General features: G+C 69.0%; 25 protein-coding genes. 6 read left to right on the top strand and 19 right to left on the bottom strand.

Translation table 11 applies throughout. The features are described from left to right. Position 1: 1 nt before the first annotated feature. Positions 2-757 (bottom strand): 3-hydroxyacyl-CoA dehydrogenase, encoded by a 756-nt coding sequence (locus tag BN3385_RS13370; RefSeq protein WP_059017222.1) that lies wholly within the window; start codon positions 755-757, stop codon positions 2-4. A gap of 21 nt (positions 758-778) precedes the next feature. After that, complete coding sequence (locus BN3385_RS13365; protein WP_156432743.1) at positions 779-1,867, bottom strand: CaiB/BaiF CoA transferase family protein; 1,089 nt, start codon at positions 1,865-1,867, stop codon at positions 779-781. A gap of 49 nt (positions 1,868-1,916) precedes the next feature. Between BN3385_RS13365 and BN3385_RS13360 the strand changes: the two genes are divergently transcribed. Continuing rightward, on the top strand, positions 1,917-2,735 hold the full coding sequence (locus BN3385_RS13360) for an enoyl-CoA hydratase (RefSeq protein WP_059017221.1): 819 nt from the start codon (positions 1,917-1,919) through the stop codon (positions 2,733-2,735). A 116-nt stretch (positions 2,736-2,851) separates the two neighbouring features. Further along, positions 2,852-4,141, top strand: coding sequence for a tetracycline efflux MFS transporter Tet(V) (gene tet(V) / locus BN3385_RS13355; RefSeq protein ID WP_059017220.1), 1,290 nt, complete (start codon positions 2,852-2,854; stop codon positions 4,139-4,141). On the opposite strand, the gene BN3385_RS13350 is transcribed toward tet(V), so the two are convergent. From BN3385_RS13350 to BN3385_RS13335, 4 genes are read right to left on the bottom strand one after another with little or no spacing between them, the layout of a single operon-like run. Further along, positions 4,138-4,833, bottom strand: coding sequence for a CPBP family intramembrane glutamic endopeptidase (locus BN3385_RS13350; RefSeq protein WP_059017219.1), 696 nt, complete (start codon positions 4,831-4,833; stop codon positions 4,138-4,140). The two genes, tet(V) and BN3385_RS13350, sit on opposite strands and share 4 nt — an antisense overlap. Next, entirely contained in the window at positions 4,830-5,969 is a 1,140-nt protein-coding gene (locus BN3385_RS13345; protein ID WP_059017218.1) for an NAD(P)H-binding protein, read from the bottom strand. The genes BN3385_RS13350 and BN3385_RS13345 overlap by 4 nt, the downstream gene beginning before the upstream one ends. A 60-nt stretch (positions 5,970-6,029) precedes the next feature. Beyond that, positions 6,030-6,551, bottom strand: a complete 522-nt coding sequence (locus BN3385_RS13340; protein ID WP_059017217.1) for a gamma carbonic anhydrase family protein — start codon at positions 6,549-6,551, stop codon at positions 6,030-6,032. A 25-nt stretch (positions 6,552-6,576) separates the two neighbouring features. Then, complete coding sequence (locus tag BN3385_RS13335) at positions 6,577-7,530, bottom strand: GlxA family transcriptional regulator (protein WP_059017216.1); 954 nt, start codon at positions 7,528-7,530, stop codon at positions 6,577-6,579. A gap of 82 nt (positions 7,531-7,612) precedes the next feature. On the opposite strand from BN3385_RS13335, the gene BN3385_RS13330 reads away from it, so the two are divergent. Both BN3385_RS13330 and BN3385_RS13325 read left to right on the top strand, forming a co-directional pair. Then, positions 7,613-8,878, top strand: a complete 1,266-nt coding sequence (locus tag BN3385_RS13330) for an MFS transporter (protein WP_059017215.1) — start codon at positions 7,613-7,615, stop codon at positions 8,876-8,878. Between the two features lie 107 nt (positions 8,879-8,985). Then, positions 8,986-9,762, top strand: a complete 777-nt coding sequence (locus BN3385_RS13325) for a fasciclin domain-containing protein (RefSeq protein ID WP_059017214.1) — start codon at positions 8,986-8,988, stop codon at positions 9,760-9,762. Between the two features lie 4 nt (positions 9,763-9,766). Here BN3385_RS13325 and BN3385_RS13320 read toward each other — a convergent pair whose 3' ends face one another. The 9 genes from BN3385_RS13320 to BN3385_RS13285 all read right to left on the bottom strand — a co-directional run bounded on the left by BN3385_RS13320 (position 9,767) and on the right by BN3385_RS13285 (position 17,852). After that, a complete protein-coding gene (locus BN3385_RS13320) occupies positions 9,767-10,564 on the bottom strand; it encodes a crotonase/enoyl-CoA hydratase family protein (RefSeq protein ID WP_059017213.1) in 798 nt (265 codons plus the stop codon). After that, positions 10,561-10,710: a hypothetical protein gene (locus tag BN3385_RS28165; protein WP_502688065.1), complete on the bottom strand. Its 150-nt coding sequence runs from the start codon at positions 10,708-10,710 to the stop codon at positions 10,561-10,563. Before BN3385_RS28165 ends, BN3385_RS13320 begins: the two co-directional genes overlap by 4 nt. A 2-nt stretch (positions 10,711-10,712) precedes the next feature. Beyond that, positions 10,713-11,870 carry a thiolase family protein gene (locus BN3385_RS13315; RefSeq protein WP_059017212.1) on the bottom strand — a complete coding sequence of 386 codons (1,158 nt, stop codon included), beginning with the start codon at positions 11,868-11,870 and terminating at the stop codon, positions 10,713-10,715. A 178-nt stretch (positions 11,871-12,048) separates the two neighbouring features. Beyond that, a complete protein-coding gene (locus BN3385_RS13310) occupies positions 12,049-13,773 on the bottom strand; it encodes a DUF3556 domain-containing protein (protein WP_059017211.1) in 1,725 nt (574 codons plus the stop codon). Between the two features lie 143 nt (positions 13,774-13,916). Beyond that, on the bottom strand, positions 13,917-14,432 hold the full coding sequence (locus BN3385_RS13305; RefSeq protein WP_059017210.1) for a DoxX family protein: 516 nt from the start codon (positions 14,430-14,432) through the stop codon (positions 13,917-13,919). A 40-nt stretch (positions 14,433-14,472) separates the two neighbouring features. Continuing rightward, positions 14,473-15,708: a WS/DGAT domain-containing protein gene (locus tag BN3385_RS13300; protein WP_082690456.1), complete on the bottom strand. Its 1,236-nt coding sequence runs from the start codon at positions 15,706-15,708 to the stop codon at positions 14,473-14,475. A 25-nt stretch (positions 15,709-15,733) separates the two neighbouring features. Continuing rightward, positions 15,734-16,633, bottom strand: a complete 900-nt coding sequence (locus BN3385_RS13295; RefSeq protein WP_059017208.1) for an alpha/beta fold hydrolase — start codon at positions 16,631-16,633, stop codon at positions 15,734-15,736. 2 nt (positions 16,634-16,635) lie between these two features. After that, positions 16,636-17,250, bottom strand: a complete 615-nt coding sequence (locus tag BN3385_RS13290; RefSeq protein ID WP_059017207.1) for an Rv1363c family protein — start codon at positions 17,248-17,250, stop codon at positions 16,636-16,638. Beyond that, positions 17,247-17,852, bottom strand: coding sequence for an Rv1363c family protein (locus BN3385_RS13285; RefSeq protein WP_059017206.1), 606 nt, complete (start codon positions 17,850-17,852; stop codon positions 17,247-17,249). Before BN3385_RS13285 ends, BN3385_RS13290 begins: the two co-directional genes overlap by 4 nt. A gap of 187 nt (positions 17,853-18,039) precedes the next feature. Between BN3385_RS13285 and BN3385_RS13280 the strand changes: the two genes are divergently transcribed. After that, positions 18,040-18,888, top strand: a complete 849-nt coding sequence (locus BN3385_RS13280) for an alpha/beta fold hydrolase (RefSeq protein ID WP_502688101.1) — start codon at positions 18,040-18,042, stop codon at positions 18,886-18,888. Here the strand turns inward: BN3385_RS13280 and BN3385_RS13275 are convergent. Beyond that, entirely contained in the window at positions 18,878-19,492 is a 615-nt protein-coding gene (locus tag BN3385_RS13275) for a TetR/AcrR family transcriptional regulator (protein ID WP_059017204.1), read from the bottom strand. The genes BN3385_RS13280 and BN3385_RS13275 overlap by 11 nt on opposite strands. A gap of 84 nt (positions 19,493-19,576) precedes the next feature. Here BN3385_RS13275 and BN3385_RS13270 point away from each other — a divergent pair, with 84 nt between their 5' ends. Next, positions 19,577-21,031 carry a purine-cytosine permease family protein gene (locus BN3385_RS13270; RefSeq protein ID WP_082690455.1) on the top strand — a complete coding sequence of 485 codons (1,455 nt, stop codon included), beginning with the start codon at positions 19,577-19,579 and terminating at the stop codon, positions 21,029-21,031. Here the strand turns inward: BN3385_RS13270 and BN3385_RS13265 are convergent. Genes BN3385_RS13265 through BN3385_RS13255 form a run of 3 tightly spaced genes read right to left on the bottom strand, consistent with a single transcriptional unit; the run spans position 20,975 to position 25,895 of the window. Continuing rightward, positions 20,975-21,880 carry a 2-hydroxyacid dehydrogenase gene (locus BN3385_RS13265; RefSeq protein ID WP_059017203.1) on the bottom strand — a complete coding sequence of 302 codons (906 nt, stop codon included), beginning with the start codon at positions 21,878-21,880 and terminating at the stop codon, positions 20,975-20,977. The genes BN3385_RS13270 and BN3385_RS13265 overlap by 57 nt on opposite strands. Before the next feature lie 3 nt (positions 21,881-21,883). Beyond that, positions 21,884-24,484, bottom strand: coding sequence for a helix-turn-helix transcriptional regulator (locus BN3385_RS13260; protein ID WP_059017202.1), 2,601 nt, complete (start codon positions 24,482-24,484; stop codon positions 21,884-21,886). Positions 24,485-24,530: 46 nt separating this feature from the next. Then, positions 24,531-25,895 carry a cytochrome P450 gene (locus tag BN3385_RS13255; protein WP_059017201.1) on the bottom strand — a complete coding sequence of 455 codons (1,365 nt, stop codon included), beginning with the start codon at positions 25,893-25,895 and terminating at the stop codon, positions 24,531-24,533. Positions 25,896-26,017 lie beyond the last annotated feature (122 nt).

The following is a 26,017-nucleotide window of genomic DNA, read 5'->3' as shown; positions in this document are numbered from 1 at the left end:
TTTACCGCGGAGCCATGCGGATGGCGCCGTCGAGGCGGATGACCTCGCCGTTGAGCATCGGGTTTTCGACGATGTGCACGGCCAGGGCGCCGTACTCGTCGGGATCGCCCAGCCGCGCCGGGTGCGGGACCTGCTGGCCCAGCGACTTCTGCGCCTCTTCGGGCAGCGAGCCCAGCAGCGGGGTCTTGAACAGACCCGGAGCAATGGTGACCACGCGGATCAGGCTGCGCGACAGATCGCGGGCGATCGGCAGGGTCATGCCGACGACACCACCCTTGGAGGCCGAGTAGGCGGCCTGGCCGATCTGGCCGTCGAAGGCGGCGACCGAGGCGGTGTTGATGATGACGCCGCGCTCTTCACCGTTGAGCGGTTCGGTCTTGGCGATCCGCTCAGCGGCCAGCCGCAGCACGTTGAAGGTGCCGATCAGGTTGACCTCGACGACCTTGCGGAAGCCGTCCAGCGGGAACGGGCCGTCCTTGCCGAGAGTCTTGATGGCGTTGCCGATACCGGCGCAGTTGACGTTGATCCGAACCGGGCCCAGGGACTCGGCGATGTCGAGCGCCTCGGCCACGGCGGCTTCGTCGGTGACGTTGGCCGCGACGAACTTCGCGCGGTCACCGAGTTCGGCCACCACTTCTTCGCCCTTGAGGTCGATGACGACCACCGAACCGCCGGCGTCGAGCAGCCGCTTGGTGGTGGCCAGGCCGAGCCCGGAGGCGCCGCCGGTAACAACCGCTACCGAGTCCTTGATCAGCACAGATGTGTTCCTTTCGTACGTCTACCTACTGGTTGGTTGGGGACTATACCCAATCGCGCAGGACAGCCTCGGTGTCGGCTCCCGGAACGCGCGCGAGAAGCGGGGCGCCGGGGCCGGGAACAGCGAGCCGTTCTCGCTGTAGAAGGTGTCGCGCTCGGTGTTGTGCGACTCGGTCTCGACCTCGCCGAAGGACAGCACCGGGGTGACGCAGGCGTCGCTGCCTGCGAACACCGTGGCCCAGTGGTCGCGGTCGTGCTCGGCGAACTTCGCGGTGAGGATGGCGCGCAGCTCAGGCCAGCGGGCAATGTCGTTCTGCCCGGGCAGATCTGCGGACTCCAGACCCAGCTTCTCGATCAGCTCGGCGTAGAACTGCGGCTCGATCGAGCCGACCGCGACGTGGCGGCCGTCGGCGCACTCATAGGTGTCGTAGTACGGGGCGCCGGTGTCGAGCATGTTGGTGCCGCGGGTGTCGCTCCACATCCCCATGTGGCGGAAGGCCCACATCATGGTGGCCAGCACCGACGAGCCGTCGACCATCGCCGCGTCGACCACCTGGCCCTTGCCGGAGCGCTCCCGCTCCCACAGCGCGGCCAGGATGCCGACAAGCAGGAACATCGAGCCGCCACCGAAGTCGCCGACCAGGTTCAGCGGCGGGACCGGACGCTCATTGACCCGGCCGACGGCGTGCAGCACACCGTTGAGCGAGATGTAGTTGATGTCGTGGCCGGCCTGCTGGCTGCGCGGGCCGGTCTGGCCCCAGCCGGTCATCCGGGCGTAGACCAGCCGCTCGTTGAGCTTCGCGCAGTCCTCCGGGCCCAGGCCCAGGCGCTCGGTGACGCCGGGGCGGTAACCCTCGATCAGGACGTCGGCCTTGGAGATCAGGCGCAGGACCAGATCGCGGTCCTCTTCGCTCTTGAGGTTGGCGGCCACCGACCGGCGGTTGCGCAGGAGGTAGTCGTTACTGGCAGTGGTGGGAATGCCCGGCCCCTTGCCGGGCCGTTCGATGCGGACGACGTCAGCGCCCAAGTCACCGAGGATCATCGCTGCGTGCGGACCCGGGCCGATGCCGGCCAACTCGACGACTCGCAATCCCTGAAGTGGTCCTGCCATTGCCCTACCTTCCAGTTGGTTGATCGCCCGGATAGCTTAGGCTGCGGCCATGACCACCCTCGACTCGCCCGGCGCATATACCGGCATCTCCGATCTCGCGGTGTCCCTGGACGACGGTGTGCTGTCGGTGACGTTCAACCGGCCGGACAGCCTCAACTCGCTGAACGCGGCGATGCTGCGGACGGCGGCCGACACGTTGGAGCGCGCGGCGTCCGATCCTGCGGTCAAGGTGGTGCGACTCAGCGGGGCCGGCCGCGGGTTCTGTTCGGGGGCGGGCATCAGCGCCGAGGACCAGTCCCGCCGGTCGGAGAACCCCGAGGACGACGACGTTCTGCTGCATGCGAACCGGACCGTGCAGGCGATCACGCGACTGCCCAAGCCGGTGGTGGCGGTGGTGCAGGGTCCGGCTGCCGGAGTCGGGGTGTCGTTGGCCTTGGCATGCGACATCGTGCTGGCCTCGGAGAAGGCCTTCTTCCTGCTGGCGTTCACCAAGATCGGGCTGATGCCGGATGGCGGCGCCTCGGCATTGGTGGCCGCGGCGATCGGCCGGATCCGGGCGATGCGGATGGCCCTTCTGGCCGAACGCATTTCGGCCACCGAGGCGTTCGAGTTCGGTCTGGTGAGCGCGGTGCATCCGGTCGACGAGCTGGACGCGGCCACCGACAAGGTGATCAACACGCTGGTGTCCGGGCCGGCCGTCGCGCTGCGCAAGACCAAGCAGGCCATCAACGATGCGACGCTCACCGAACTCGACGCGGCGATCGGGCGCGAGGTCGAGGGCCAGGGCATCCTGCTGCGCTCGCGCGATTTCCGCGAGGGCACCAAGGCGTTCCAGGAACACCGCAGCCCCACCTTCACCGACGACTAGGCCCGCCGAGTGGCCACTTGTGTCACGGTTTTCGGCGAGAACAGTGACACAAGTGGCCATTCGGCGCGCTGAAAATCGTTGGACAGCGCCCGCTTCGGTCAGCCACCCTCGATGTCATGGGTACGCCGTGTGACGTAGAGCGGCCGGTGAACTCCACCGGCGGCTGGCGCGTGCTCACCCCGTTCAGGTTCCGCGAGTTCCGTCTGCTCATCTCGGCGATGTCGATCTCGCTGTTCGCCGAGGGGATGTGGACGGTCGTGATGGCCCTGCAGGTCATCGCGCTGGCCAACGACCCCGCTGCACTGTCCCTCGTGGCCGCGTCGATGGCACTGGGCATGCTGGCCTTCATCCTGGTCGGCGGCATCGTGGCTGATCGCGTCAATCAGCGTGCGGTCATCATCGCCGTCGAGACCACCAACGTGGCGGCCACCGGTGCGGTCGCCGTCCTCGGCCTCACCGGCTCATTGCGGTTGTGGCACATGGCGATTGCCGCCGCGGCGCTCGGCATCGGCGCGGCATTCTTCTTCCCCGCCTACAGCGCCTACCTGCCGCGCATCCTGCCCGCCGAGCAGCTGCTGGCCGCCAACGGTCTGGAGGGCGCGATCCGCCCCACCCTGCAGCAGGCCATCGGTCCGGCGGCGGCCGGTGTCCTGGTCGGGTTGACCTTCCCGGCACTCGGCACGGTCACCGTCACCGCGCTGTTCGCGGTCGGCCTGACCCTGCTGGTCGCGATGCGGCCCAGCCACGGCGAGCACATCGTGCTCGAGGTGCAGCGCGAAAAGCCGCATCCGCTGGCCGATTTGCGCGACGGTCTGCGCTTCGTGCTGCGCACCGCCTGGCTGCGCTGGACGCTGATGTTCGCCAGCACCTGGGTGTTCCTGGCGCTGGGCCCGATCGACGTGCTGCTGCCCTTCGTCGCACGAGACCGCTTCGCCCACGGCGAGCAGGTCTACGGCTTCATGCTCGCGGCCTTCGGACTGGGCAGCGCGGTGGGCGCGCTGGTGGTGTCCTCGCGGCTGATGCCGCGGCGCTACCTCACCGTCATGATGACGATGTGGGGTGCGGGCTCGCTGCCGCTGGCGGTGGTGGGCGTGACGTCCTGGCTGCCGGTGATGGTGCTGGCCCTGTTCGCCGTCGGGGTGGCCGACGGCGTGGGCATGGTCATCTGGGGCACGCTGCTGCAGCGCCGGGTTCCGCCGGAGATGCTGGGCCGGGTGTCCAGCCTGGACTTCTTCGTCTCCCTGGCGTTCATGCCGGTGTCGATGGCCGTCGCAGGCCCGCTGTCGAAGGTGGTGCCGGTCGAGGTGATCTTCGGCGCGGCGGGCGTGCTGCCGGTGTTACTGGCCGCGGTCGCGCTCGTCGCGGCGCGGATGCCCAGCGACGAGATCGCCCACCCGCTTCGCTAAAGGCCGAACAGCGGCGGCAGTGCGAGCACCATGATCAGCCCCCACACCAGGTGGGTCAGCACTGGTGCGAGCACGCCGCCGGTGGCCCGGCGCTCCCACGCACACACCGTGCCGAGGATGACGGCGGCGAAGCCGAGCATCGGGTTGCCACTGGCCGACGTCGCCACGGCGTACAGCAGGGTGGAGATCAGCACCGGGTGGAACGCGCCCAGCGCGGTGTAGAGCGCGCCGCGGAAGAACAATTCCTCGGCCACACCGTTGACCAGGGTGATCACCACGATCAGCGCGAGGCTGCCATGGTTGGTGTACTCCAGCACCCGGGTGATGCGCTCGGCGATCGGCGGGATCTCGCGCACCACCAGACCGCCAACCAGGAACACCACGCCGAGCGCTAACCCCACGGTGATGCCGGTGATGACGGGGCGTTGGTTGCGGCCGTGCCAGCGGATGCAGCCCAGGTGCAGCGGACCGGAGGAGAACGCCCCCGCGGTCCACACCGCGGCCAGCGCCAGCGTCAGCCAGTAGAACGTCTCGTCGCCGGGCCGACGGCTCAGTGAATAGCCGAGCAGCAGCGCCCCGACCACCAGCACGACGCATACGATGATCCGCCGCCTGCGTACCACCGAAGGCCATTCCTGATGCGGCACAGCGATTTTGGCCGCGGCGGCGCGGATGTCCGACAATCCCGTCACAGCGGCACCCTCGCCAGCATGAAATCCAGTCCGGTGCGCAGCACGCCGGCGAGCGGACGGGGCACCGCGCCGAGAATCCCGAGCGCGGGCCGGGCCACCGACGGCGTCACCGTGGCGGCCAGCCGCTGCAGGCGCAACGTGTCACCGCCGGCCCACACCGGGTCACTGTCGGCGAGATGGTGTGGGTCGGCCAGCTGATCCACCGGGCGCGGCGGCGGGCTGGACACGGCGGCGAGCACGGCGTCGTCGATATCGGTGAGCCCCCCGGGCGGATCCGGCACGTAGTCACCCAAGACAGTGTCCGAGGCCGTCATCGGATGGTCCAGCGATTCGATGAGATCGGCGGCCAGTCCGGTGGGCACCGGCACCACCGCCCCGGCCACCCGGCCGACCACCGAGCGCGGCAGGACGTCGTGGACGGGCAGTCCCGCCCGCATTGCACCGGTGGCATCGACGTAGCTTTCCAGCAGCCCGCGGTAAGTGGTGGTCGAGGGCCCGGCGATGTCGTAGGCACCGGCCGGTACGCCCGCGGGATCCGCCGCGGCCATCAGATAGTGCAGCACGTCGCGGATCGAGATCGGGTCGATGTCGTGATCGGCCCACGGCGGCAGCGGAATCAGCCAGAACCGGTCCCCGACGTAGCGGACCATTTCGAACGACGTCGACCCGGCCCCGATGATGACCGCCGCGCCCAGCCACACCAGCTCCGGTCCGCCGTCGAGCGTGAGTGCGTCAGCCACCTCGGCCCGGCCGGCCAGATGCTCGGAGAGGGTGTCGGTGTCAGGCACGAACCCGCCGAGGTAGACGATGCGCCGTACACCGGTCGCGGCGGCTGCTGTGGCGACGGTGGCCGCGGCGGCGTTATCGCGCTCCCGGAAGCCCGGCTGGCCGATGCCGTGCACCAGGTAGTAGACGATGTCGACGGGGCCGGCCACGGTGAAGGCCGCCTCGACGGAGGCCGGGTCATCGGCGTCGAGCGCCACCGCGTTCACGTCGTCACACCAGCCGAAGCGGCCGAGTTTCTCCGGGTCGCGGGTGGCGGCCACCACGCTGTGACCGTCCCGTACGAGCGCGGCCACCAGCCGTGAACCCACATATCCGGTGGCACCGGTGACCAGGATGCGCATTGCTTCCACGGTACGAAATATCGGCAGTTTGAAGGTGACACAAACCTGACGTCGCTGTGAGATCGACCGCTACGTGGCGTCGCGGTGAAGTTCCATCAAGTTTTCGTAGACCGCGGCGTTGGCCCGGTTGCCGGCCAGTTCGGCGTCGGACAGTTCGCGGCGGACCTTGCCGGGCACCCCGGCGATCAGCGACCGCGGCGGCACCACGACACCCTGCGGGACGAGCGCCCCGGCGGCCACGGTCGAGCCGGCGCCGATCACCGCGCCATTGAGCACGATGGCGCCCATCCCGATCAGGCAGCCGTCTTCGACGGTGCAGCCGTGCAGCACCGCGTTGTGCCCGACGGTCACGCCGGTGCCCAGGGTCAGCGGGTACTCCGGGTCGACGTGCAGGGTGGCGCCGTCCTGGATGTTGCTGCCCGCGCCGATCTCGATGGGCTCGGCCTCGGCGCGCAGAGTCGCGGAGTACCAGACGCTGGCCCGGGCACCCAGCCGCACCCAGCCGATCAGGCTGGCGTTGGGGGCAACCCAGGATTCCGGATGCAGTTCGGGGCTGCGTCCGCGCAGCGAGATGATGAGGGGCTCGGCCATGGGCGTCATCGTAGGCGGAGCGGTGTCAGGCGCCCTGGAACACCTTGCGGTAACTCGAGGGCGACATGCCCAGACCACGCCGCAGATGGTGCCGGAGATTCCCGCCCGACCCCAGGCCCGAGCGTCGCGCCACCTCGTCGACGGGCAGATCTTGCGTCTCGAGCAGTTCGCGAGCGAACTCCACTCGGCGGACGCGCACCCACGCCCCTGGTGATTGCCCGGTCTCCTCGCGGAACCGCCGGCAGAAGGTGCGTTCGCTCATCCGCGCGTGGCGCGCGAGCTGTTCGATGGACAACTCCTCGTCGAGGTGATCGAGCGCCCATTGCCGGGTCGCCGCGGTCGACGCCTGATCCGCCGGTGGTTGCCGGTCGATGAACTGCGCCTGGCCGCCCTCCCGCCACGGCGGGACGACGCAGTACCGCGCCACCTCGTTGGCCACCGCAGCGCCGTGGTCGTGCCGAATGATGTGCAGGCACAAGTCGATTCCGGCGGCCAGGCCCGCCGAGGTCAGCACGTCGCCGTCGTCGACGAACAGCACGTTCTCGTCCAGCAATACACCCGGATGCAGGGCGCGCAGATCGTCGGCGAAGCGCCAATGCGTGGTCGCAGGCCTGCCGTCGAGCACACCGGCAGCAGCAAGGACGAACGCCCCCGTGCAGATCGACACCAGGCGGGTGCCGGGGCGGATCGACGACAGCGCCGACGCGAGGTCGGGCTCCAGGACGCCGAGGCTGCGCGCGGAACGGTTTCGGCTGCCGGGGATGACGACGGTGTCCGCCGTGGCGAGTACCTCCGCTCCGGCTGCCGGGACAATCGCGTAGCCGTTCGTGGTGGCGACCGCCCCACCACCGACGGCGCAGGTGACGACGTCGTAGAGCGGGCTGCCGTCGGCGGCGGTGGCAGCGCCGAACAACGTCGGCGCAATACCCGCGTCGAACCCGACGACGGGCGCCACCAACAGAACAGCGACCCGGTGCACACCTCGAGTGTGGCATGTTTTTGACGAATAGTGTCATTCTTGCCACTAGTCGCGCGGTAGCCCAGTCGGCCAGAGTGATGCGGTGACCTCCACGTCGACCTCTCGGCCCGCCACCCGTACCGGCCTGCACTGGGCCTGGGTCGTCGCGGGCGTCAGCTTCGTGGCGCTGCTCGGTGCAGCCGGCTTCCGGTCGGTGCCCGGCGTGCTGATGAATCCGCTGCACCACGAATTCGGCTGGTCGCACGGCGTGGTCGGGCTCGCCATGTCGGTGAACATGACGCTGTTCGGGCTGACGGCACCGTTCGCCGCGGCGTTGATGGACCGGTTCGGAGTGCGTCCCGTTCTCACCGCGGCCTTGACGCTGATCGCGGCGGGATCGGCCGCCAGCGTGCTGATGACCGCAAGCTGGCAGCTGGTGCTGCTGTGGGGTGTGCTCGTCGGGACCGGCACCGGGGCGATCTCGATGGGTTTCGTCGCCACGATCGCGGTGCGCTGGTTCGAGCAGCGCCGCGGTCTGGTCACCGGGGTGCTGACCGCCGCGAGCGCCACCGGACAGCTGATCTTCCTGCCGCTGGTCGCCGAGGTGACCACCCGGCACGGCTGGCGGTGGGCGGCACTGATCGTCGCCGTCGCGGCACTGGCCGTGGTACCGCCGGTGCTGCTGTTGATGCGCAACTATCCGGCCGACAAGGGCCTACTGCCCTACGGTGCAACGGAAGCCCAAGCGCCGCAACCCGTTCCGGCGTCGAGTTTCCGGGCCGCCTTCGACGGCCTGCGCATCGGCGCCCGCGTTCCGGCGTTCTGGTTGCTGGCGGGCAGCTTCGCGATCTGCGGGATGACCACCAACGGCCTGATCGGCACCCACTTCATCCCCGCCGCCAACGACCACGGCATGCCGACGACCGTCGCGGCCGGCCTGCTGGCCACCGTCGGCATCCTCGATGTCGCCGGCACTGTCCTGTCGGGGTGGCTGACCGACCGGATCGACCCCCGGCTACTGCTGGTGGTGTATTACCTCGGCCGCGGCCTGTCGCTGGCGGCGCTGCCCGCACTGCTGTCCCCGAACGCCGAGCCGGGCACCTGGGTGTTCATCATCTTCTACGGACTGGACTGGGTCGCGACGGTGCCGCCGACGATCGTGCTGTGCCGGGAGTACTTCGGGGCCCGCTCGCCCGTGGTGTTCGGCTGGGTCTTCGCCGCCCACCAGCTCGGCGCGGCGCTGGCCGCGGCCGGGGCGGGCGTGCTGCGGGATGCGAACGGCAATTACGACCTGGCATTCCAGCTCGCCGCCGGGCTGTGCGTCGGCGCCGCTGTGCTGTGCTGGCTGGTACGGCGGCCAGGCGGCTGAACAGGCCCTTTTGGGAGGGTCACCCGGCGGACAGTACGATGCCTCAGGCGTCGCGGCGGCCCGGGGACCCGCGACATGCCGACTCCGAAACACAGCAAGGAGCCGATGTGAGCACTCGCACCAAGACCCTCGGCGTGGCAGCGGCCGTCGCCGCCATCGCCGTCGCGATCCCGACCGCGGTTCAGGCCTACGCCGATCCGACCACCCCCAGCACCGACACCGCGGCGCCGACCACCTCGTCGATCCCGGTGCCCACCGTCACCAAGCTGCCCGACCCGCAGGGCCCGGGCTGCGACGCCTACAAGAACAAGGTGCCCACCGGCGCCGGGTCGATCGACAGCATGGGCAGCCAGGTCGCCTCGGTGGCCATCGCCAACAACGCCGACCTGAGCACGTTCAGCTCGGCCATCTCCGGCAAGCTGAACCCCGCCGTGAACGTCACCTCGGTGCTCGACGGCGGCCCCTACGTGGTGTTCGCCCCCACCGATGACGCGTTCGCCAAGCTCGACGAAGCCACCCTGGCGACGCTGAAGAACGATCCGGCCGTGCTGCTGCCGACGCTGTACTACCACATGGTGCTGGGCTACCTGGGTCCCGACGACGTCGACGGCAAGATGCCGACCCAGGACGGCCGGCTGATCAGCGTGAAGGGCAGCGGCGGCGACATCAAGATCAACGACACCGCCAAGGTGGTGTGCAGCTACACCGCCAAGGGTGCCTACATCTACATGATCGACACCGTGCTGACGCCTGAGTCGACCAGCACGACGTCGACCACGTCGACCACGTCGACCTCGAGTGAGGCCACCACCTCGACCACCGCCAGCACCTCGGCGGAGTCGCCGTCACCGACGCCGACCACCACCAAGGCGCCGGGCGCCTAGCCGATCAGCGCGCCTTCCAGACCGGCGCGCGCTTCTCGGCGAAGGCCAGCGGACCCTCTTTGGCGTCTTCGGACTTCATCAGCGTGCCGATCTCGCGCATGGTGCGCGACCAGCCGGCCTCGTCGGCGGTGATGGTGCCGCCGTCGATCCCGGCCGCGATGCGCTTGCTGGCCTGTACGGCCAGCGGCGCGTTGACCGTGATCCGCTCAGCCAGGGCCAGCGCGGCGTCCACCACGGTGCCGTCCGGCACCACCTGGTTGATCAGGCCCCACTGCAGCGCCTCGTCGGCGGTGATCGGTTCGCCGGTGAACAGCAGCTGGGTCGCCACCTTGCGCGGCAGCTGCTCGACGATGCGGAACACCCCGCCTGCGGCGGCCACCAGGCCGCGCTTGACTTCCGGCAGACCGAACTTGGCGCTCTGCTGAGCGACGACCAGGTCACTGGCCAGCGCCAGCTCGGTGCCGCCGCCCAGTGCCGTGCCGTTCACCGCGGCGATGGTCGGCTTGTCGATGGCGTGCCGGACGTAGCCGGCGAAGCCCCACTCCGGATGCTCGGGGTGAAAGAGGTTCTCCCGCCGCGAGATTGCCTTGAGATCGGCGCCGGCGCAGAACGACTTGTCACCGGCTCCGGTGATCACCACTGCCCAGACCCCGGCGTCATCCTGCGCCTGCTGCAGCGCATCGCCGACGGCGGTACTCACCGCACCGTTGACGGCGTTACGAGCCTCGGGCCGGTTGATGGTGATCAGCGCGACGTTGCCCCGCCGCTCATAAAGAGCGGCGGGGGGTTCTACGTCTGTCACTGTTCCTGCGCCTGCTGCAGCGCATCGCCGACGGCGGTACTCACCGCACCGTTGACGGCGTTACGAGCCTCGGGCCGGTTGATGGTGATCAGCGCGACGTTGCCCCGCCGCTCATAAAGAGCGGCGGGGGCTTCTACGTCTGTCACTGTTACAGCAGCTCGAGAATGGTGGCGTTGGCCTGGCCGCCGCCCTCACACATGGTCTGCAGCCCGTACTGAATGTTGTTGTCCCGCATGTGGTACAGCAACGTGGTCAGGATCCGCGCACCCGAACCGCCGAGCGGGTGGCCGAGCGCGATGGCACCGCCGTTGGGGTTGAGCTTGGACTCGTCGGCACCGATGTCCTTGAGCCAGGCCAGCGGAACCGGGGCGAACGCCTCGTTGACCTCGAAAGCGCCGATCTGGTCGATGGTCAGGCCCGACTTCTTCAGCGCCTTCTGGGTGGCCGGGATCGGCGCGGTCAGCATGATCACCGGATCGGCACCCGCGAGAACCGCGGTGTGCACCTTGGCAATCGGCTTGAGGCCCAGATCCTTGGCCTTCTCGGCAGACATGATCAGCAGCGCGGCCGAACCGTCCGAGATCTGGCTGGAGTTGCCGGCGTGGATCACGCCGTCGTCCTTGAACGCGGGCTTGATGTTGGCCATCGACTCGACGGTGCCGCCGCGGCGGATGCCGCCGTCCTCGAGCACCACGGTGTCGTTGCCGTCGGCGTCCTGGGTCTTGATGCCGACGATCTGATCCTTGAACGCGCCGGAATCCTGTGCAGCGGCGGCCTTTTCATGTGAACGCAGGGAGAACTCGTCGAGCTGGGTGCGGCTGAGGCCCCACTGCTCGGCGATCATCTCGGCGCCGATGCCCTGGTTCGGGGTCTTGGCGTAGCGGGCCTTGAACGACGCACCGTAGGGGTTGCCGCCGTTGGCCAGCGAGGAGCCCATCGGGGTGCGCGACATCGACTCGACACCACCGGCGACGACGGCGTCGTAGTGGCCGGCCACCACGCCGGCGACGGCGAAGTGCAGCGACTGCTGGCTCGACCCGCACTGGCGGTCCACGGTCACACCCGGGACGGTCTCCGGCCAGCCGGCACTGAGCACCGCGGTGCGGGCGATGTCGAGCGCCTGCTCGCCGGCCTGCATGACGCAGCCCCAGATCACGTCGTCGACAATGGCGGGGTCGACACCGGCCCGCTCGACCAGGCCGTTGAGTACCTGGGCCGACAGCTCGGCCGGGTGGATACCGGACAGTGCGCCGTTGCGCTTACCGACTGGGGAGCGCACCGCTTCGACAATGACCGCTTCAGCCATCGACTTTCTCCTTCTGCTGGGTGACTACGTGGGTCTTCGATTCATAGCACCGAGCTTGCGGAGCCTGCGCAGCGGGGTCAACCAACCGTTCGGTTAGGCGGTCTGGCGGCGCATCGATTCTGCGGTGAGGGCGCCGTTCCGGGCGATTTTCCCGCCCTCACCGCAGAATCGATGAGGCCTACTTTCCGCTGGTCACGTGCACCGGCAGGTCGTCGTCCCAGGGCTGGCGGGTGACCATGTCGGACACCGCCACCCAGCCGCGCTCGAATTCGCCGGTGGCGGCGTCGACCAGCCGGTACTCCTGGCGCTGCCGGTGCAGGGGCTGGGCGTCGAGCAGTACCACCCGCACCTCGCCGGGTTCGAAGTTGCAGCGTTTCTGCATCGCGTTGATCAGCTGTTCGTTGTGCATATGGCCGTCGCCGAAGTTCCAGCCGATGGCCATGCTGCAGATCCGCTCACCGTCGGTGATCGAGTAGTCGTCCTCGTTCTGCCCCGCCATCGCCCGGTGGGCCAGGGTGAACAGCGCCTTGCCGTGGGTGTTGAAGGCGCGGAAGGCATACCCCATGTAGATCGGGATCTGGGCGGCTTCCTTGCTGCCGTAGAACTTCTCCAGCTGGGCGGCCGGCATGTTCGCGATCGCGATGAGGTTCTTGTCGATCTTGGCCTCGGCCGACGGCTTGATGCACCACAGCGTGGTGTCCCAGTTGCCGGCGTAGTAGCGCATCCCGGGCAGGAAGGAGACCTTGCGCGGGACGGTGTTGCCCAGGAACACGCAGAAGGCCAGCACCGCGAACAACACCACCGGCCAGGGGCTGGTGAGGTCGGTGATCCCGATCTGGGCGTGCGCGACGAACAGCGACAGCACCGAGAAGATCATGAAGACGTTCCACTCCAGCGGCACGCCCATCGGGATCGCCGACAGGATGCCGAGGTGGAAGCAGACCATCACGAACGCGGCGATCGCGGTCGGCCAGCCGCCGTGGGAGAAGAACAACGCCAGCGGGATGCCCATCTCGATGGCGGTGCTGAAGTGGGCCAGCACATGCGATACCCGGCCCGGCCGGAGATCTTCGGGGAAGTCGGAGAAGAACTTGCGCTTGAGGAAGCGTGGGCGCATCACCGGGCTGTTGGACATCATCGTCGAGATCACGAACGGGAAGTGCCGGGTGAGCTTGGAGGTGGCCGCGCCGATCCAGATGGCCATGCAGACCAGCTTCAGGGCGATGATGATGTCCACCCCGGCGAACAGGAACGCCACCGCGAAGCTGGCGTACACCTCGCCGCGGGCGGCCAGGAAGATCACCTTGTCGCGCAGGCCGGCCAGCGCCAGCAGCACCAGCACGGCGACGATCTGCCACGTCGGCAGCAGGCCCACCTCGGTGCCGAGTTCGGGGATGGGTCCGGTGCCGTCGGAGAACAGCGCCACCAGGAGCATGACGATGAGCGCGCCGTAGAGCACGACGTCCACCGGGCCGCGGCTATCACCCTTCGTCAGCGGCACCCGGTTGGGCCACGGTGGCAGGCGGATGGTGCCGGGCCGCAACCAGTAGATGATCGAGCCCATCGGCGGGAAGAACCGGTTGTTGAGCGGGCCGAAGCCACAGCCGAGTCCGACGACCTCGAACAGCATGGTGTAGAGCACGGCCTTTTCGAAGACGATCGGCTCCGACCACCACTGGCCGATATTGCCCCATCCGTCAATTCCCTTGGTGGCCAGTGCAAATAACGCGGCCACGAAGATGTAGAGCAGGATCTTGACGACGTAGAACAGGTGCAGGATCACCGGCGTGCCGAACCCCACCTCGGCCCAGTGTCGCGCCATCGGCTTGATCTTCTCGGCGCGCGTGCCCCTGCTCCACGTCTCGAAGTCGATGACGGGTACTTCTTGCTTCAGAAATCCCATGCGGGACAGATTAGAACGTGTTCTATTCCGATGGGGCGCAGTTGGGACAAGGCGCTACGCCGAGGTCGACGTTATGGCGCGATCTACTCGCAGAAGTTCGCCCGGGTGTCGGGTTGGGCGAAAGAGGGGGCCGAGAAGAGGGGCTAGGCCTTGGCGGGCGGGCGGTAGAAGATCGCCAGCTGGCCGATGCCGCCGGCCAGGCCGAGCGCGACCGCGATGATCAGGCCCCACCAGCCGTGCAGCAGGTCGTAGAAGCCGGTGCTCTTGAACAGCGCGTAGTCCAGGCTGAGCTTGCCCGCTCCTGTCGCGGCCACCGCGACGGCCGCCGCGGCCAGCACCAGGTTGTACTCCCAGCCCTCCTTGACGATGAAGAAGCCGTTGTGCCGGTGCACCGTCCACGCGGCGACGAGCATCAGCGCGACGAACCCTGCCGCGGTCACCGGGGTGAGCAGACCGACGGCCAGGCCGAGACCGGCCGCCACCTCCGTCGTCGCCGCCACCCGGGCGTGGAAGGTGCCCGGCTTCATACCGATGCTCTCGAACCAGCCCGCGGTGCCCTTGATCCGGCCGCCGCCGAAGAACTTGTTGTAGCCGTGCGCGGCCATGGTCAGCCCCAGCACCAGTCGCAGGATCAACAATCCGACGTCATAGGCAGTCACGCCGCTAAACCTAGAGCATTACGACCACTGGCGTTACGCCTCAGCGGCCAAACGTAATTCTCAATCGGTCAACGTAGTCCTCGACATCGACGTTGCCGGGATCGGCGTGAACGCTGAGCGTGATGACATCACCGAGGCCGTGCACGCCGTGGGTGAGGCTCATCATGGGTGACAACGCGGAGAACCCGGCCGCGAACACCACCGGGGCCCCGCCGAAGGTGAGGTCCGCCGGGCCGCGGTTCACGCTGGAGACCACGGTGTTGCCGGTGACCGTCGGCGGCCGGATGTCCGGGTCGAACTGGCTTACTCCCCAACGCAACAGCGCGGCCGGTGTCGCGGCGAAGGCCGCCGCCGACGCCCGCAGCGCGGGATGCTCGCCCCGGCGACGCTGGGCGGCCAGCTCGGCCGCGATGAGCTCGGCGCGCTCGGCGCGGTCGGCATCGGGATGCAACCTGATGCCGACATTGCGAAAGTTGTTGTGGGCGCCTGGTTCCTGCTGTCCTGCCATGGTGATCTCGGCACCCAGCGCCGAGGTGTCCTCACCCCGGGCGGCCAGATAGCCCGACAGCGCCTCGGAGATCGCCACCAGCACGCCGACCGTCACGGTGGGGGCCAGGTCCTCGCGGCGCAACACGAGCGTCCGCACCACCGAGGTCGAGCCGGGACGCCGGTTGATGCTGAGCAGCGGGCATCCCGGAGCGGGGGGCGGCACCAGGCCCGCCTCGGTGTCGCGCACCAGCGCGCGGTGCGCCAGCGCGGCGGCCACCCCTCGAGCGGGCAGGAACCCGGGCCGGGTGGGCACCGGGACGTCCACCGGCTGCGGACGGCCCAGCAGTGCCCCGGCGAGCGCCGTGCCGCGGGTGCCGTCCGCGAAGGAATGGCCCAGCTGCATCATCACCACCGACCCGGGCCCGGGGCAGCCGGGAATTCCGAGCACGTGCGGGAAAATCCGCGCCCGCCAGGTCATCCGGTGCAGATCGAGTTGGTCGCCGCGCAGCCCGGCGGCGATATCCAGGCAGTCCTGCCAGTCCACTCCCCCGTCCCGGTGCAGCACGAATTGGTCGGCACCGACGTCGCCGCGCTGCCATCGCGGATAGCGCCAGCGGCCGGACTCCACCACCCGCATCCGCAGCTCGTCGCAGCCCTGGGCGCGGCGCATCAGTTCCGCGACAGCGGCATCCGGGTCGGCGGGTGAGCCGTCGAAGGCGTACACCACGTTCTGATCACTCGGATTGACCGCGGACATCCAGAACATCTGGGCGTCCACTGCGGCCATCGGTCTGCTTGCGGACATGCCGGCCTCAGGGCTTGAGGAAGTCCAGGATCCGCCGGGCCACGGTGTCCGGCTGCTCGAGCTGCAGGAAATGGCCGGCGTTCTCGACGATCGCCACATCGCTGCCGGCGGGCAGCGCGTCGCGCACCCACGGGGCGAATTCGGCTGTCATACAACCGTCGTCGTTACCGTGCAGATACAGGGTGGCCAGCCGCGGCGGCTTGGTCCACCAGCGGTGCAACTCGGCGTACCGGGCCGGCGGCTTGGTGTTGCGAATGGTCGCGCGATACGGCCCGAGTGCAGCGCGCCAGTATTCCGGCGCCCCGATCGCCGCGTCCACGTGACGCAGATCCTCGGCCGCGTTGTAGCCCGGCGACCAGCGCCGCCACAGCAGCGGCACGATCCACGACCCGGAGCGCTCCGGGGCGAACGGCAACTGGAAGTAGCTGATGTACCAGCTGCGTACCACCTGGGCGGGCAACAGCCGCAACAACTTTCCACGGTTGGCCACCTTGCCGTCCGGGTTCAGCGCGGCCGACGGCGGCACCGACATCACCACCGCCTTGACGAACGGGCTGTCCGGCATCGCGGCCAGACCCGTCGCGGTGATCGCGCCCCAGTCGTGGCCGATCACCACGTCGCGGTCGGTCGGACCGCACGCCTCGCGTACCCGCAGCGCATCGTCCATCAGCGCGCCGATGTGATAGCTGCCGTCCGACGGAATCGACGACGGCACATAGCCGCGCATGAACGGCGCCACCACCCGGTAACCGGCCGCCACCAGATGCGGTGCCAGCTTACGGAACCCGTAGGGAGTGTCGGGAAAACCGTGCAGGCACAACGCAATCGGACCCTCGTCGGGCCCCCAGGTGAGCGCCCGCAACTGTACGGTCGGGGCGGTGACGTCGATCCAGCGCGGTGTGGGCATGGCTAGATCGGGTCGAAGCCGGAGATCAGCCAGCGGTCGCCGACCTTGTCCAGGGTGACCCGGACGCTGGAGGCGGTGGCGGTCGGCGCGTCGGTCCCCACCACCACGGTCTGGTCGACGAACAGCAGCACCACGGCGTGGTCGGGCTTGGCCGACACCGACGCCGCGGCGGGCACGGTTGCCAGCGCCGAGATCTTCTTCTCCTTGGCACCCGGGATCACCACGGTGTTGACCAGCTGGGTGTAGGCGTCCAGGAAGGTGCCCGTCAGCCGGTCGCGGGCAGCGCCCAGATCCTTCTCGACGGTGTCGGGCTTGTAGCTCAGCAGCGCCACGGTGGAATCCTTGGCGGCCGCCACCGCCGCGACGGCGGCCCGGTCGGCGTCGCGCCGCGAGGAGTTCTCCCACTTGAGGTAACCGGCCGCCGCACCGAGCAGCAGGGCCAGCACCGGCAGGATCACGAACGCCACCAGCCGCGTCGCGCTGAAGCCCTTCTTCGGTTCCGCGGCTTCGGTCTCCTCGACCGCGTCGGCGTCGTCGAGCTCGTCGATCTCGATGGCGTCGTCGATCTCGTCGATCTCGTCGACCGGGGTGTCGGGCTTCTCGTCAGACGTCGTCACTGTACGAACTCCACTTTCGACACCTTCGCTTCATCGGCGCCGGTCTTCTTGACCGTCAGCCGCATCCGCCAGTTGCGCGGCGGCTGGTTCTGCGCGCCGGCGTTCTGGGTCTTCACGGTGACCGCCACCAGCACCTGGCCTTCGGTGCCGGTGACCGACTCCAGGCCGGCCTCGTTGACGGTGCCCTCGGACTTGGACTTGGCCTGCTTGACGACCTCAACAAACGGCTGGGACCGCTTCGCGAAGTCGTCGTAGAACGCGTCGGTGGCTGAGTCGAGGATGCGCTGCACGTCGGCGTCGGCATGTTCGAAGTCGATGGTGGTCAGGTTGATCGCGCCCTGGCGGCCCACGCTGACGAGCAGGTCACGCAGCTGCTCGGCCTGGCGTGCCTGGTAGGCCTGATAGCCCAGCCAGCCGGTCAGCCCGCCCAGCGCGACCACAATGGCCAGCCCCACGGCCATCGCCACCTTGACGTGCGACCACGGCTGCCTGGCCTTGGCCGGCTTGGCGGTGTCCTCGGTGGCGTCCTCGGTGGCCTCCTCGGCCGCTTCGGTGCTCACCTCGTCTTTCTGGTCATCGGGCACGTCTGGCTCATCGGCCATGCTGACTCCTCTTTGCACGTCGGATCCATCGTCCCCACTCGGGCGACAGGCTACCGGCACTGCCTGGAGCGATGGCCAGCGGTTGGCCATCGCGGGTGCTACCCGCGGGCTGCCGTCGGCCGCCGGAACGGGCCCTGGGTAACGTGCTTTCCAGTTCGACGCTCAGAGGAGTCCGTGAGTGACCAGCATGACCAGCGGTGCGCAGACCGTGGAATTCCGCGGTGACCAGGACTTGACCCTGGTCGGTGACGAGTGGAATCGCGGTGCGGCGGGCGATCGGCCCACGATCCTGATGCTGCACGGCGGCGGGCAGAACCGGTACTCCTGGAAGAACACCGGCCAGATCCTCGCCGACCGCGGCTTCCACGTGATCGCCCTCGACGCCCGCGGTCACGGGGACAGCGACCGCGCCCCCAACGGCGTCTACACCGTGGACGCGCTGTGCAATGACGTGCTCGCGGTGCTCGACCAGATCGGCAGGCCGGTGGTGCTGATCGGGGCCAGCATGGGCGGGCTCACCGGAATCCTGGTGTCCAAGCTGGCCGGACCGGAGAAGATCACCAAACTGGTGCTCGTCGATGTGGTGCCGCGGATCGAGGAGAAGGGCACCTCCCGCATCCACGACTTCATGGTCAGCCACGTGCACGGCTTCGAGAACCTGGAGCAGGCGGCCGACGCGATCGCCGCCTACCTGCCACACCGCAGACGGCCGAGCAATCTGGACGGCCTCAAGAAGAATCTGCGGCACCGCGACGGCCGCTGGTTCTGGCACTGGGACCCGGCGTTCCTCAAGCCCATCGAGGGTGCGGAGTTCGTCCGTGTCGAGGAACTCGAGCAGGCCGCCGCCGAACTGACCATCCCGATCCTGCTGATCCGCGGCAAGCTCTCCGACGTGGTGAGCATGGAGGGTGTGACGACGTTCCTGGCGAAGGTGCCGCACGCGGAGTTCGTCGAACTCTCCGAGGCCGGGCACACCGCGGCCGGTGACGACAACGACGCCTTCTCCGACGCCGTCGTCGCCTTCGTCACCCGCTGACCGGCAGGTGTAGCTCGGAGGCCACGTACGAGCGGGCGATGTGCTTGAGCTCCTCGGGAGCCACCGCGCGCACCACCATCTGCGCGCCGAGCCCGTCGATCATCGTCAGCAGCCGGCGCGCGGCGACATCGGAATCGGCCACGCTGAACTCGCCGTTGGCGTCGCCGGCGCGCACCACCTCGGCGATGCACTCCAGCCACTGATCGGTCAGGGTGGCGGCTTCGGCCGCCAGGGCAGGGTTGGTCCGGCCCAAACTCCACGCCTCCAGCCACAGCGCGCTCGCCTCCATGCTGGACTCGTCGAGGGTGTAGTCCATCAGCGCATTGATGCCGTCGGCGGCGGTGGGCTCGGCGGCCATCAGCTTGCGTGCGGTGTCGAGATCCTCGGTGGCCGCCGCCCGGAACGCCGCGGTGATCAGCTGTTCAGCTGACGAGAAATAGTGGCTGACCAGCCCGGGTGTCACCCCCAGGTCGGTGGCGACTTTGCGCAGCGTGACCGCGCCGAGGCCGTCGGTGCGGCTGATCTGCACCGCCTGGCGCAGCAGCTCGTCGTGCCGTTCGGCCGGCATCTTGCGTTTGGCGTCTCGCATCGCCTTCGCGACCACTTTCGTCCTTCCTCTTGACGGCGGACCGTTCTTATTGAACACTACATCAACACTATTGAAACACCCATCAACAAGGAGCCTGCGATGGCCACCAACACCACCGACCGGCCCGGAGCCATCGAGGCCGCCGGCGTCGAGTACCTGCCCGAGGAGGCCAGGGACTCCGGCCCGCGCAACCTGTTCGCGGTGTTTCTCGGTGCGAACCTCACCTGGACCAACGTGGTGTTCGGGGCGTTCGCCATCCTGTTCGGGCTGAGCTTCTGGCAGACGCTGACCTCGATGGCGGTGGGTATCGCCGTCGGCACGCTGGCCGTGCTGCCGACCGCGATCATCGGGCCGCGCACCGGCACCAACATGACGGTGTCCAGCGGCGCGTTCTTCGGCATCCGCGGCCGGTTCATCGGCTCCGGCCTGGCGCTGGCCATCGCGCTCGGGTTCGCCGCCGTGACGGTGTGGACCAGTGGCGACGCCCTGGTGGCCGCCGCCCACCGGATGTTCGGGTTGCCGGAGACGAACCTGGTGCGCGGGATCGGGTACGCGATCGTGGCCGCCCTGATGGTCACCGTCGCGCTCTACGGCCACGCCACCATCGTGGCGATGCAAAAGATCGTGGTGCCCGTCGTCGGTGCGCTGATGATCGCCGGGGTGTTCGCCTTCGCCGGCGGCTTCACCCCGAGTGCCACCTCGGGCGAGTACGCACTCGGCGGCTTCTGGCCGACCTGGACGCTGTGCGCGGTGCTGTTCGCCGCAGCGCCGATCTCCTACGGCCCCACCATCGGCGACTACACCCGACGGATCTCGTCAGTCCGGTTCAGCGACAAGCAGATCGGCTTGGCCCTGGGTGCGGGCATGTTCATCGGCGTGCTGCTGCCCAGCATGTTCGGTGCCTACACGGCGATGAGCTTCGCCAACCCGACCGACTCCTACCTCGACGATCTGGTGACCGCGGCGCCGGCCTGGTACGTGCTGCCGATCGTGGTGATCTCGGTGCTGGGTGGCCTGAGCCAGGGTGTGCTGTGCATCTACGCCAGCGGCCTGGACCTGGAAGGTCTTGCACCGCAACTGAAGCGGACGCAGACCACGATCATCACCGCCGCCGTGGCGATCGTCCTGCTCTATGTCGGGGTGTTCGTCTTCGACGCGGTCGGCTCGGTCACCGCGATGACGGTGGTACTCAATGCGGTCATCACACCCTGGGTGGCGGTGCTGGCCATCGGTGCGCTGCGCAGCCGCAAGACCGGGTACGACCCGGTGGATCTGCAGGCCTTCGCGCACGGTCGCTGCGGCGGCAGGTACTGGTTCACCGGCGGCTGGAACATCCCCGCTGTCGCGGCGTGGGCGGCCGGGTCGCTGTTCGGCGTGCTCGCGGTCAACACCACGCTGTACGTCGGCCCGCTGGCCGATGTCGCCGGCGGTGTGGACCTGAGCACCGTGGGATCGGCGGTCCTGGCGGTCGTCGTCTACCTGGTGGCCGGCGCCGGTTTAGGTCACCGGGGTGACAAGGCGCCGGTGAGCCAGCCACTCGTCCAGATTGCGTAAGGCCAAGCGCGCCATCGCTGTTCGGGCATGCGCGGTGTTGCTTCCGACATGCGGAAGCAACACCGCGTTGTCCATCTCGAGGAGCGCTGCCGGCACGTGCGGCTCGTGGGCGAAGACGTCCAGCCCGGCCCCGGCCAGTCCCCCGCCGGCCAGCAGTTCCACCAGGGCGTCCTCGTCCACCACGCTGCCGCGGGCGATGTTGACCAGAAAACCGTTCGGCCCCAGCGCTTCCAAGACCGCACGATCGACCAGCCTGACGGTATCCGGGCCGCCCGCGGTGGCCACCACCAGCACGTCCACCGAACCGGCCAGTTCCACCGCCGAGGCCGCGTAGCGGTACGCACTGCCCGGCACCGGCCGGCGGTTGTGGTAGGCGATCGCACAGCCGAACGCCACCATCCGGGCGGCGATCGCCGCGCCGATGCGGCCCAGTCCGAGGATGCCGACCCGGCTGCCGCTGACATCGCGGGTGTAGCGAAAGGGATCCTGTGCCGGCCAGTGTCCTTCGCGCACATAGCGGTCGGCAGCTGACAGCCCACGCATGGTGTCGATGATCAGGCCGACCGCAATGTCGGCGACGGTATCGGTGAGCACGTCGGGGGTGTTGCTCACCGCAATCCCCCTGGCCCGTGCGGCGGCCAGGTCGATGGCGTCGACGCCGGCACCGAAGTTCACGATGGCCTCGAGGTTCGGCAGGGAGGCGATCAACTCGGCATCCACCGGGCGTCCGCAGGCCAGGATCACGGTGACCGACTGCGGATCCTGCGGCGGATAGGTCACCAGCGGGTCGCGCCGGGACAGTTCGGCAGCCAGCGAGGGTTCGGGTCTACCGACGAGCAGAACGGTCATGCATCAATCGTTACCACGGATCAGCGCGGCCAACTCCTCGCGGCTGGTCACGTTGAGTTTGGCGAAGATTCGGTAGACGTGGCCTTCGACGGTCCGGGTGGACACCACCAGCCGCTCGGCGATGTCACGGTTGGTCATGCCCCGCGCGACCAGGTTGACGATCTCCCACTCCCGGGCGCTGAGCGGAAGCGGTTGCGCGGTGACCCGCAGCGCCGGGGTCTTGAGCCCGCCGCCAGCCTTGGCCAACCGGTCGGCCGTGGCGGCCGCTTCCAGGGATTGCTTACGCTTGCCCGCCGCATCGAACATGGCCGCCGCCTGTGCGGCGGCGTCGGCGGCGGACAGCAGCGCCCCGTTGCGTTCGAAATCCTGGGCAGCTGAATACACCTGCGCCGCATCATTATTCAGCAATCCGGTCGCATGAGCGGCGTCCGCGGCAGCCAGCGGGCCACCGATCTCGGTGGCCACGTCGACGAGCCGTCGCAGATGGTCACGGCCTCCCCAGCGGGCCACGGCGTGCAATGCCAGCAGCTCGACCGTCCGCTGGCCGGCGGCCGCGGCGGCATCGGCCGCCTGCACCGCCTTGTCGATCGCACCGGTGAGATAGCCCTCGGCGGCCGCGAACCACGCTTCGGCGATGAGCACCGGAGGATCGAACATCATTGCGCCACTGCGGACATGCTCACGCAACTCGGCCAGCAGCGGCGCGGCAGCGGCGTCCCTGCCCAGCCCGCAGTAGCACTGGGCCAGCAGCAGCCGGGCCGGGATGTTCCACGACGCCGCCGTCTCGCTGCTCAGCGCGGCCAGCGTCTCCTCCAGGCGGACGGCCGCGGCGCCGAGCTCGCCGCGCCCGAACTCGACGGTGGCGGCCAGCACGTTGGCCATCGCCCGGGCCCGGAACTGACCCGACGAGGTGATCCGCACGATATCCCCGGACCGGTCTTGTGCCGCAGCGAAACTGCCGTTGAGGGTCAGCGCCCGCACCTCGGCCAGTGCCAGCAGGAAGCGCAGCAACCCGTCGATCTGGTCGGCGACCTGCCTGCCCCGGCCGGCCAGCCGCTCGGCGTCGGCACGCCGGCCGGCCAGACCCGCGGCCATGGTGCCGCCGAACACGGCCCAGCCGACGGCGATCGGCGGTGCCTGCGGGTCGGCGAGCACCCGCTCGGCCAGCTCGGTGGCTTCGTCGAGACGGTTGTCCAGGACCGCCAGGGCCGCGGCCAGACCGTCGACCACCAGCCGGGCTTCCGGCGAGCTGGCCCGCTGCTGCAGCATCGTCAAGATCTCGTCGGCTGCCTTGGCATCGCCGATGGACCACTGCAACGTGGCGACCCGGGCGATCCCCCATCGGGTGACCTCGAATTCGCTCAGCGTGTCGGGGTCGAACGCTCTGAGAATGTCCTCGGCATCATGGGCCTTGCCCTGCCACAGCAGGGATCTGGCGAGTAGTTCACTGGCCAGCAGCCCTCCACCGCGATCGACCGCGGCCCGGGACAGCCGTTCGGCGATCGGGGCATTGGTCAGCGCGATGGCGTCCTCGGCGGCCTGCATCAGGTCGGCGAGCTCGATCGGGCCGTCGGCGTCCAGGGCGAGTTCGGCGCGGCGAATGCGTTCGGGCGCGGTGCGCGCCGGGTGAGAAGCCATGGCCGCCAGCAACTCCGACTGCAGGCGCCTGCTGGCCACCCGGCCAAGGCCGGTCCGGATCACCTCGCCGATGAGGGCATGTGTGAAGTAGACGTCGACCTCGCCGGTGCTGTCGTCGACGCGAATCATGCCGCGTCGTTCCAGGCGTTCCAGAACGTCGTCGTCGACCACGTCGGACAGCACCGTCAGCGACAGCGGCTCGGCGAGGGCGAGCAGCTGCAGGGCGCGTTTCTCGTCGGCCGGCAACCGGTCGAGCCGGCCGGACAGCAACGGCCCCAGCGTCGAACTGACCGCGGCCTGGCCACGCAGCTGCCACACCCCGTTGACCGACCGCAGCGTGTCGGCCTCCAGCGCCCCCTCGACGAGATGGCGGACGAACAGCGCATTACCGCCGGAGGCCTCCCAGATCAGATCGGCCGAAAGTCGTTCCAGCCGACCACCGAGCGCGGATTCGATGAGTGCCACCGCCTGCGCCCTGGTAAAGGGTGCGACATCGAGGCGGGCCAGATAGCTGTCCTTCCACAGCGCCGTGATGGTCTCCGGGATCTGCTCACCGGAGCGGGCGGTGGCCAGGATGCGCACCGACCCCTCGACGGCCAGCTGATGCAGCAGGGTCGCCGACAGGTGGTCGACCAGATGGACGTCGTCCACCCCGATCACGGTGAACTTCTCGCGGCGGACGGTGTCGAACGCCGCCGCCAACAGCGCCACCGGATCCTTGGGCATCGGGCTGGGGAGCAGATGGGCGAAGGCGCCCAGCGGGATCTCCCGGGCGGCTTCGGTCCCGGCGACCCAATGGGTTTCGGTGCGTAGCGTGTGGGTGACGAACCGGGCCAGCGTGGTCTTGCCGACTCCCGCGTCACCGAGCAGCAGGACACCGCAGCCCTGTCCACGTCCGGCAACCGCGGACTGGATCTGGGCTACTTCACTTTCCCGTCCGAGGAACGGCCAGCTCAGCGCCCCCACAGCGGGAGTGTAAACAGCTGGCTGCCCCACCGTGCGGGTTATCCGGCTACCGCGGGGAGACCCGCGCGGTCACCGGGGCGGCGGCGACGGTGGTGAAGGGAACCTTGACCGCGAAGTCGTCGACGAGCGAGACGATTTCGCAGCGCCCGATGATCGTCGCCAGCGCCACGGTGGCTTCCAGCATGGCGAAATGGTCACCGATGCACGAGCGCGGGCCGGCCCCGAACGGCAGGTACTGCCAGCGGTCGATCCTCTTCATCCGATCCGGGGTGAACCGGTCCGGGTCGAACCGTTTCGGCTCCACCCACAGGGCGGGGTCGCGGTGCACAGCCCAGATCCCGAACCCGAGCATGGTGCCCGCCTCGATGCGATAGCCGTCGACGTCGATATCGCGCATGGCCACCCGCCCGATCGCCGCGGCGGGCGGGCAGAGCCGCAACGCCTCGTGCAGCACCTGCACGGTGTAACCGAGGTGCGGCACGTCCTCGGGTGTCGGCGTGCAATGGCCGAGGCCGTCGACTTCGGCCCGGACCCGGTCCTGCAGGTCGCGGTGCCGGCCCAGCTGCCACAGGGCGTAGGTCAGCGTGGTGGCGGTGGTGTCGTGACCGGCCAGCATGAACAGGATCAGTTCCTGGCAGATCTCGTCATCGGTCAGTGACGCGCCCGTCTCGTGATCGGTGGCGGCCATCAATGCCCTGATCAGCGGGGCGTCCCGGCCGGGATCACGGCGGCACGCGGTGAGCATCTCCATCGCGAGGCTGTGCAGTGTTCTGGCCGCCTGCCTGGCCCGCCGCCGGGCCGGGGTCGGCAGCCACCGGGGCGCGCAGAACGGCCGCATGCCCCGGTCGGTGACGTAGGTGGTGGCGGTGGCCAGCGAGGCGGCGATGACGGCACTGCGCTCGTCGAGGTCCACCCCGAGGACCGAGCGGCCCAGCGCCCGCAGCGTCAGCAGCCGGCACTCGGTGTCGAGGTTCACCAGGTTCTTGCCCGTCCAGGAATCGCAGATCGATTCCGCCGCCTGGGCCATGTGGCCGCCGAACTCGCGGACGTGCTGCTTGGTGAAGATGTGCTGCAGGCTGCGGCGGCGCGGCAGCCACTCGTCGTGCATGAAGCTGAACAGGTTGCCGCCCAACAGGTTCCGGAACTCCTCGTGGACCCTGTTCTTGTCGACGAACGCGTCGGTGCGGCCCAGCATGTCGTGGCCGCCCTGCGGTGAGGTCACCACCACCACCGGTGGCATCAGCCAGGCCGGCCCGAGCGCCACCCGGGTGACCGGGCCGCCGGCGTCGCGCAGCCGCTCGAAGCCGGTGTTGAAGGACCGCAGCGCCCGCACTGCGGATGGCAGCGGCAGCGGATTTCTCGGCGCCAACGGCAGCGTCTGCACGTCGGCGGCGTCTCGGGTGGCGACCATGAGCGACTCCCTGAAGCCTGCGGTGCCGACCCCTCTCGGCACCGTCATTTCCAGGGTCGGGCCTCGCCATCGGCCGGCCTAGAGTAGGCGGCTACTTCATTTCCGGGCGGCGGCTGCCAAAC

This window comes from Mycobacterium sp. M26, assembly GCF_001494595.1.
Lineage (GTDB): Bacteria > Actinomycetota > Actinomycetes > Mycobacteriales > Mycobacteriaceae > Mycobacterium.
The sequence above is the reverse complement of the archived record's forward strand: the minus strand, read 5'-3'. Positions and strand labels throughout refer to the sequence as shown.